The organism is Kitasatospora sp. NPDC085895 (genome assembly GCF_040702125.1).
Classification (GTDB): domain Bacteria; phylum Actinomycetota; class Actinomycetes; order Streptomycetales; family Streptomycetaceae; genus Kitasatospora; species Kitasatospora arboriphila.
In genome coordinates this window covers 67754-75143 of the sequence record NZ_JBFBJY010000038.1, presented here as the reverse complement: position 1 = coordinate 75143, position 7390 = coordinate 67754, and the positions used below count along the sequence as shown (strand labels likewise).

Annotated in this window: 4 protein-coding genes and 1 pseudogene; 1 reads left to right on the top strand and 4 read right to left on the bottom strand. The window is 69.3% G+C overall.

The genetic code is table 11. From position 1 onward, the window contains the following. Positions 1-90: 90 nt before the first annotated feature. The 4 genes and pseudogenes from AB0442_RS23295 to AB0442_RS23280 all read right to left on the bottom strand — a co-directional run bounded on the left by AB0442_RS23295 (position 91) and on the right by AB0442_RS23280 (position 5646). Complete coding sequence (locus AB0442_RS23295; RefSeq protein WP_366165020.1) at positions 91-816, bottom strand: hypothetical protein; 726 nt, start codon at positions 814-816, stop codon at positions 91-93. Positions 817-837: 21 nt separating this feature from the next. Next, positions 838-2172, bottom strand: a complete 1335-nt coding sequence (locus AB0442_RS23290; protein ID WP_366165019.1) for an IS110 family transposase — start codon at positions 2170-2172, stop codon at positions 838-840. 468 nt (positions 2173-2640) lie between these two features. Then, positions 2641-3924, bottom strand: a complete 1284-nt coding sequence (locus AB0442_RS23285) for an ankyrin repeat domain-containing protein (protein WP_366165018.1) — start codon at positions 3922-3924, stop codon at positions 2641-2643. Between the two features lie 376 nt (positions 3925-4300). Then, positions 4301-5646 (bottom strand): annotated as a pseudogene (locus AB0442_RS23280) (IS701 family transposase). Between the two features lie 276 nt (positions 5647-5922). Here AB0442_RS23280 and AB0442_RS23275 point away from each other — a divergent pair. Continuing rightward, positions 5923-7278, top strand: a complete 1356-nt coding sequence (locus AB0442_RS23275; RefSeq protein ID WP_366165016.1) for a Fic family protein — start codon at positions 5923-5925, stop codon at positions 7276-7278. Positions 7279-7390: the final 112 nt, after the last annotated feature.

Genomic DNA, 7390 nt, shown 5'->3' with positions numbered 1-7390 from the left:
CTCAACGCGTACCACCCCACCCCGATCAGACCGCCCCACGGCCTGCGGGAAACACCCAGCTCAGCGGCCTGATCGGAATTTTGACACCCTTCAGGGCTCATCCGGGTAGCTGTCGAGGAACCATTCCTCGTCGTAGAAGCACAGCCGCCGGAGCTTGCCGCCGTAACGGAGCTGCAGGAAGCCCTGGTGCTCAGGATGATCGGCTTCCTCGTAGATCTCGATTTCGCTGCCCGGAACCACGAGGTCGGCAAGCAGCTCGGCGACCTGGTGCAGCGCTTCGGCGAACGTCTCGGGCATCGGGCGTTGCATCGCTACCGCGGACAGCTTGGTGAACAGCAGGTCGGCCGTCCGCTGGGACGGCTCCAGCTCGAACAGCTCTGCGGCGATGGCCGGAGACGCGTCCAGATCGTCGTACGCCCGGTCCAGTTCGGCGACGTCACCGCGGTCTTCCATGGCGACGAGCACGTCGAGCAGGTGGCTCTTCGCCCGAGCGACGTGATGCTCGATAGAGATCAGGGCCGCCGCGACGGCTCCCACCTGCTCGGGGGTGTGGAGGGCCCAGGAGGAGGTCAAAGCCTTGGCCAGGTGATCAGTACTGGCCACAGCCTCGGCCGCGAGCCAGGCCGCGGCTTCCGGACGCATGCCGGACGAGTCGACCACCTCTTCAACCAGGCAGCCGTTGAACGTCTCGCCCAGGTCTTCCAACAGCGGCAACCAGGCCGCCGCCATGGTGGTGTCGCTCATACGCTGCTGAACGGAAAATCGATCCTCAGCCGGGCAGGCGGCAGCATCCGGGCCGCGGAGCGGAACGGACATCGTTGGCGGTGTCGGCGTGGGTCAGGCTGCGGGTGCGAGGGTGACCTGGTGGCCCAGGGCCTGGAGCTGGCGGACGAGGTCGCGGGTCTTGCGGGTGGTGTTCAGGTGGCGCTGGTGCCAGTCGGCGCCGAGGTCCTGATAGCGGGCGTCGGGATTGTGGATCAGGTGCCAGGCGATCACGAGGATCGAGCGCGCGACCGCGACGAGGGCCTTTGCGTGGCCGCGGCGTTTGACGATGCGCCGGTAGCGGGCGCCGAGGAAGGTGTCGGTGCGGGCGGCGGCGTTGGCCGCCTCGCCGAGGGCGCCCTTGAGCCAGGGGTTGCCCCGGCCGGCGGGGCCGGTGGTGTTCTTCGCGCCGGACTGGATGGTCCTCGGGCACAGCTTCGCCCAGGAGACGAGGTGTTCTGGGCTCGGGAACCGGCTCATGTCCAGTCCGACCTCGGCGAGGATGATCTGCGCGGTGGCGGCTCCGACGCCGGGAATGGCGTCCAGGCGCTCGATCAGCTCGGTTCCACTCCGACCGGCGGCGGGGTTCGGCGTGTTGTCGTCCGTGACGTCGTCGTCACGCGGGCCGGTCGTCTCGCCGAGGAGGGCGATGATGCGCCGGTCGAGTTCGGCGATCTTGTCGGTGTAGTGGTCGACGGTGTCCAGCAGCACGCTGAGCAGGTGCCCGTGGTGGTCCTCGAACTGCCCGGTCAGCGCCTCAATGAGGGCCTCGCGCTTCTTGACCAGGCTGCCCCGGGCCAGGTCCGCGAGCGAGCGCGGATTGCGCTCGCCGGCGGCCAGGGCCTCCAGCATCGCGCGTCCGGAGACGCCGAACAGGTCGGAGACCACGGTGGAGAGCTTGATCTGGGCGTCTTCGAGGAGCTTCTCGGCGCGGTGCTTGTGCCGGGTGCGGTCCTGGATGAACGCGGTGCGGGTGCGGGTGAGGTCCCGCAGCTGCCGCACCGACTTGGGCGGCACGAACGAGGCCCTGACCATGCCGCGCTCGGCGAGCTTGGCCAGCCAGACCGCGTCCAGCCTGTCGGTCTTCGGCCGGCCCGGGACGTTCTTCACCTCGCGGGCATTGACCAGCCAGCACTCCAGGCCCCGGGCCTCCAGCAGGTAGAAGAACGGTTTCCAGTAGCTGCCGGTGGCTTCCATCACCACCCGCTCGACGCCCTGGATCCTCAGTCGGTCGCCGAGTTCCAGGATCGCGTTGGTCGTCGATGCCACCGTCCAGACCTGCTGCACTCGCCGGCCTTCGATGTTGTCGTGGGGCAGCCGCATGCACACCACCCCGGACGCCTTGGCGATGTCGATCGCCGCGACCCGGGCCACTGCACCGTCGGCTTGGTCTTCTCTGGTCTCCTCCATGGCCGGCCCTCCCGTGGCGCACTCCAGGGCGGGACCGTCCGGGGAGCCCGAGGGAGGTGGAGAAGCTGAACGGCGTGCTCGAGGCAACAGTGCGTGGTCCCTCAGCGGCCCCCTCACCAGACTCCTATGCGATCTCAACGGCCCAAGCGTCGTTCGGCGTTGGCGGACGGCCCCGCACCGATTTTCACGCCCGCGAGGCGTCATCCGCAGGTGAACGGCTGACTCCTATCGATCGTTGCTGCGTAGCGATCGCTGGCCGCACCCGGCAGGCCATAGACCGTCTACAGGGCGATCAACGATCCAGCCGCCAACCGGACGCGGGGAGGATCATTGATCGCCAGGTGAGGCTCGTGTCGGTGCGTCAGCATCGGGACCAGGACGCCAGCCACATCGGTTGCCGGGTGGGCAGGACAGTGCCGGCCGTGATGACCACAGCCGGCGCACGGTTGGTGCAGAGGCGAGCGTTCGCTACGCGGTCGTGCCTGGCGCTTCCCGCTCTCTCCGGCGCTGCTCGTACCGTGAGGGCGCGCGGAGCGTCCAAGACCACGACTCGTACTCGTCGACGGGTCCCACCCGGTCGGCGCCCTCGATACAGCGCGGATCGTCCCGCTCAGCCAGTCCGTAGACGGCCCAGATCCGGGTCTGCTGGTTCTCGTCATCGAGCAGACCGGCCAGGGTGTCCCCGATGACGGGTTCCGGATTCAGGCTGTACGCGAGGCCGTAGCCGGCGACGTGGCGTACGGAGGAGTCGGTGTCCCGGGCCAGTGCAAGCAGGGCGTTCAGCCCCTCGGAGGTGAACGTCTGTCGCCCAGACCTCTCCGAGTTCACGACTCTCAGGGTCGAGGGCACCCGGGCACGGACCCGCGGGGCGGGGTGGGCAAGGTAGGAGAGCCCCAGTGGCTCGATCCTCGGGTCTTCATGGTGACTCAGTCCGACCAGGGTCTCGGCCAGGACGTCCGGGTGTTGCTCTTGCCGTGCCCAGTCGAGGAAGAGTTCGAGCATGCGCTGCTCGAACGGGCTCGAGACGTTCGTCAGGTCAGCCTCGAGGTGGAGGCAGACCAGGACCTCCGCGCCGAAACGGCGGTGCACGGGATCGGGATGGTCCCGCAGTGCCGCCGCAGCCTCCCAGGTCTCGTCGTCCTGCCTCCGGGCAAGGGTGTGGACGATCTCCGACCAGACGGCGTGGTCATAGTCCGGGTACTCGAGTGCGCAGGCGCGGGCCGCCAATTCGTCAACGCTCAAGTGCAGTCCGAAGTGCTTCTCGAGGAGAGTGAGGATCCCCGTGTGGCCGTCGCGGACGGTCATTCCGCCGAGCCGGAGCTCGTGGTACTCGGTGCTCCATTCCCTGTCCTGGATGCGAACCCGCTCGACCGCATCCGAGGTGCCGGTCCGCTCCCGGAGCATGGCGACCGGGCCCCTCTCATGCCACTGCCGGGCGCGCGCCAGCAGTTCCACGCGGGTTGCCTCGCTGGTCAGCGCCGCGTCACCGAGCAGGGAGGAGACGAGACCGATGGACCCGCTGTCGATGGCCCGCAAGAGGGGCGTGGTCCCGTCGGGCAGCTGGCGGTCTGGATCCGCGCTGCCTTTCACCAGATAGCTGGCGATCGTCGAGTGGAACGCCGAGATGGCCAGGCAGAGTGCGGGGGTGCCCTGTTCGTCGAAGACGTCGGGATCCGCCCCGTCCTCGAGCAGGATTCTGGCCGCGTTCTCGTCCCCGCTCCGCACCGCCGTGATGAGTGGATCCTCGCTCATCCCCAACCCCCTGTCGCACTCGATCGCCACGCAGCCGCGGGCCGGGAGAGACACCGTCGGCCAAGTCCGTGACGCTGCCCCCGGGCCGGAGCCGCGGGCTGAACATCCAGGTGTCGGGCCGCTGACGGCATGTCGCATCGGCGGTCGATCCCGAGCCTCGTCCTGCGCGGGTCCCACTGGCTGAAGCAGCCTGTCACACCCGGTAGATCTACCCGCCACCTGCTCGGCACTCTACTGATGGCGAACGCATCCCCGCGCAGGCTTCCGCACTGGTCAAACTGGCGCAGACGCCACCAGGCCGGTACTCGCCGCAGCCACTACCGGCGACGGCTCGCCGAATCCTCAAGCGGATAGATCACAAAGTCACACTGGAGTACTAGTACTCCAGTGAGAAATCGTGCTCTGAGCTGGTTCTTCTTCGGTAGTGGCAGTGGCGGGCGATGGCTTGGTGGCGTCGGCGCCAGTGGGACCAGTTCAGGGCGTGTTGGCGGTGGTCGCGGTCGGGTCGGGGGCGGGGCAGGAGAGCGTCCAGGAGCCGTCGGATCTCTGCCACGGTGAGGGCAACGGTGCTGGTGGGGTCGTTTCTGCAGTTTCCCGGACAGCGGCCTGGGCGGCCAGGGCCGCGAGGAAGGCGTGGGCCAGCATCGCGAGGGTGATGTGTCGGTACCAGCCGGTGTAGCGGCGAACCTCGTACTCGTCCAGGCCGCACTCGTTCTTCGCGGCCTGGAAACACTCCTCGATCGCCCAGCGCATGCCGGCGATCCGGGCGAGGTCCGCCTCGGTGGTGCCGACGGGGGCGTAGGCCAGGTAGTAGGCGATCTCGCCCGGGCCGGACAGACTGCGGCGGGCCAGCACCCAGCGCCGATGGGTGGGCTCGTCGCCGTCGAAGAACGCGACGACCGGCAGCTTCGCCGCGGCCCAGTCGTAGACGCGCGGGCCCTTGGCGCCATCACCGCACGACAGCCGCTGCCAGGCATCCTCGGGGGCTTCCCGGACGAGCTGGTCGATGCGCCAGATCCCGGCCAGGGACTTGACCTGCTGGGACTTGGGCACCGCGACCACATAGCCGAGGCCGAGCTCCTCCAGTGCCCGGCGAAAAGACCAGTCCTGCCCGTAGGCCTCGTCCGCCGTCACCCAGGCGGCGGGCAGACCTGCGGCGATGCACCGGCGCACGATCGCCAGCGCGAGTGCGCCCTTGGTCGCGAACCCGCGCTCGTCGGGGATCTTCGCGGCCCGGCAGCGGGCCGGATCGCCCGTCCAGGACTTGGGCAGATAGAGCTCGCGGTCCACCAGGGCCCGGCCGAGGTCGGTGGCGTAGGCGGCGAACACGCCGATCTGGCAGTTGTCGATCTTCCCGGAGGTTCCGGTGTACTGCCGCGACACCCCGGCCGAGGTCGTGCCCTTCTTGATGAAGCCGGTGTCGTCCAGGATCAACACCCCACCGGGGCCCAGCCGTTCACCGACATAGTCCCGGACGTCGTCGCGCACCGCGTCCGGATCCCAGCGGGCACCGTTCAGCAGGTGCTGCAGACCGGCCGGGTCCCGGTGACCGGCCCACTCGGCAAGCTGCCAGCCGTTCTTGCGCCCCACCGGCGCCAGAAGCCCGCGCACATAGTCCCGCATCCGCCACCGCAGATCCGCCCGCGAGAACCGGCCCGCCACCCTGGCGAACACCGACTCCAACTCCGCCTGCCAGCTGTCGACTTCAGCAATCACCACCATGACCGGCACAACGAAACACAGCAGCTCAGGACACGATTTCTCACTGGAGTACTAGCTCGACGGATCGGCCGGAGTCTCGGACTTCCCCGTGCCATGCAGGTCGAGCCTCGTGGCACCAGCACCAGTGAGGACCGGCGCGACGGGTGGGTGGCCCTCCCGGGTGCCCCGGGGGCTGGCAACCCGGCCGAGCTGGAGTCCTGGTGGCAGTCCGCCTGGCCACGACCTGGGCGGAAATAGCGTTGCTCACACCCCTGGCCCCCGTGGCACCCTGACCGGGTGTTCAATCCGCTCTACCCCAAAGACCTGACCTGGGACGAGGTCCACCCCGCTGGCCACCCCTTCGACCCCGCTTCGGCGGCACAGGTGGTTCGCTCTCTCGGCCCGGCACAGCGGGTGCCCTCCCGACTCGACCCCACCCTCGATCTGACCAGGGTCAACTGGGCCTGGGACGTGGCCAAGCCCTGGTCCGATGCCATGACACACGTGCTGATAGAGCAATACGGCCGGTGGGCGGCGGGGTGGCGCTGGTCGCTCGGCGAGGGGGACGTCGACGGCGGGCCGGTCGAGAACTGGTGCTGCGGGTCGCACTCGATCACCTCCCCGGAGCAGACCCTCGACCAAGTCGTGGCGGCGCTGTGCGAGTGGCGCGACTGGCTGGAGCACCTCGCGGAGTGCTTCGAGGCCTACCCCCTGGACCCGGACACCCTGGTGGCGGACCGCATCCTGTGGGAGCGCGCCGCCCGCAACCTGATCCTGAAGGTGGCCGACCGGACAGGCGCCGAGAGCGGCTGGTACGGGCACTGCCAGCAGGTCCTGGGCTGGTTCCTCAGCTACTGGGGTGTCGCCCCCGAGTTGGCCGAGCGGCTGGTGCAACAGGCGGTCGGCGGCCGATTCAAGAGCTGGACTTCGCCGGACACCGTCCTGGCGGAGGACGTCGCTGAGCGGCTCGTCGGCCCACTGCGCCCGCAGGACACCCACTGGTCACCGAACCCGGGCGAGCTCCCGGACCACCTGGAGAGCTGGCTCGCGGTACGCGAGAGCGTGCCCTGGCCGGACGGCGAGGACAGCACGGACAGTGGACCGGCGACCTCCGTCCGCGACGGCGCGGCGGAGGACTTCCGCTCCTTCGACGCCGCAGTGGACCCCGCCCGAGCCGCCGGCCTGCTCACCGCACTGGAGCTGGTACGGGCCGACGCAGCGCGTGGTGCCGCGCTCGACTTCGAGCTGCTGCGCAGCTGGCAGCAGCACGTACTGGGCACACCCGAGCCGCCACCGCTGCGCACCCACCCCGCCTTCGCCAAGGGCGGCGATGAGCGCTACGGGATCGGCCCCGACACCCGCACCCGCCTCGACACATGTCTGGCGCAGGCCGCCGACAGTCGGCTCTCGCTGGCTGCCAGGGCGGCCCGGGCCTACCTGGATGTCTGCTTCTTCCACCCGTTCGACGACGGCAACGCCCGCGCCGCCCTGCTCATCCTGCTGTTCGTGCTGGCCCGCGCAGGCGTCACACTCGACTCGGTGGTGCTCATCCGTCGGTTCAGTCACCGGGCCGACGACCCGCAGGACGCGCTGAGCTTGTGCCGTTCCGTCGAGTTTCACCTCAAGCAGAGCCGCACCGCAGCCGCTCAGTGACCGCCCGGTACAACCCGCGCCGCCCGGATCGCGGTCCCTGTCGCAGGCGACGTCGGAACTTCGCCGGCCTGCGACACTGCTCTTCAGTACGGACACGACACCACCGTTCAGC

What these genes read in the sequence shown, in the direction of transcription:
- AB0442_RS23295 (WP_366165020.1), bottom strand. Translation starts at nt 816, where the DNA reads ATGTCCGTTCCGCTCCGCGGCCCGGATGCTGCCGCCTGCCCGGCTGAG.
- AB0442_RS23290 (WP_366165019.1), bottom strand. Translation starts at nt 2,172, where the DNA reads ATGGAGGAGACCAGAGAAGACCAAGCCGACGGTGCAGTGGCCCGGGTC.
- AB0442_RS23285 (WP_366165018.1), bottom strand. Translation starts at nt 3,924, where the DNA reads ATGAGCGAGGATCCACTCATCACGGCGGTGCGGAGCGGGGACGAGAAC.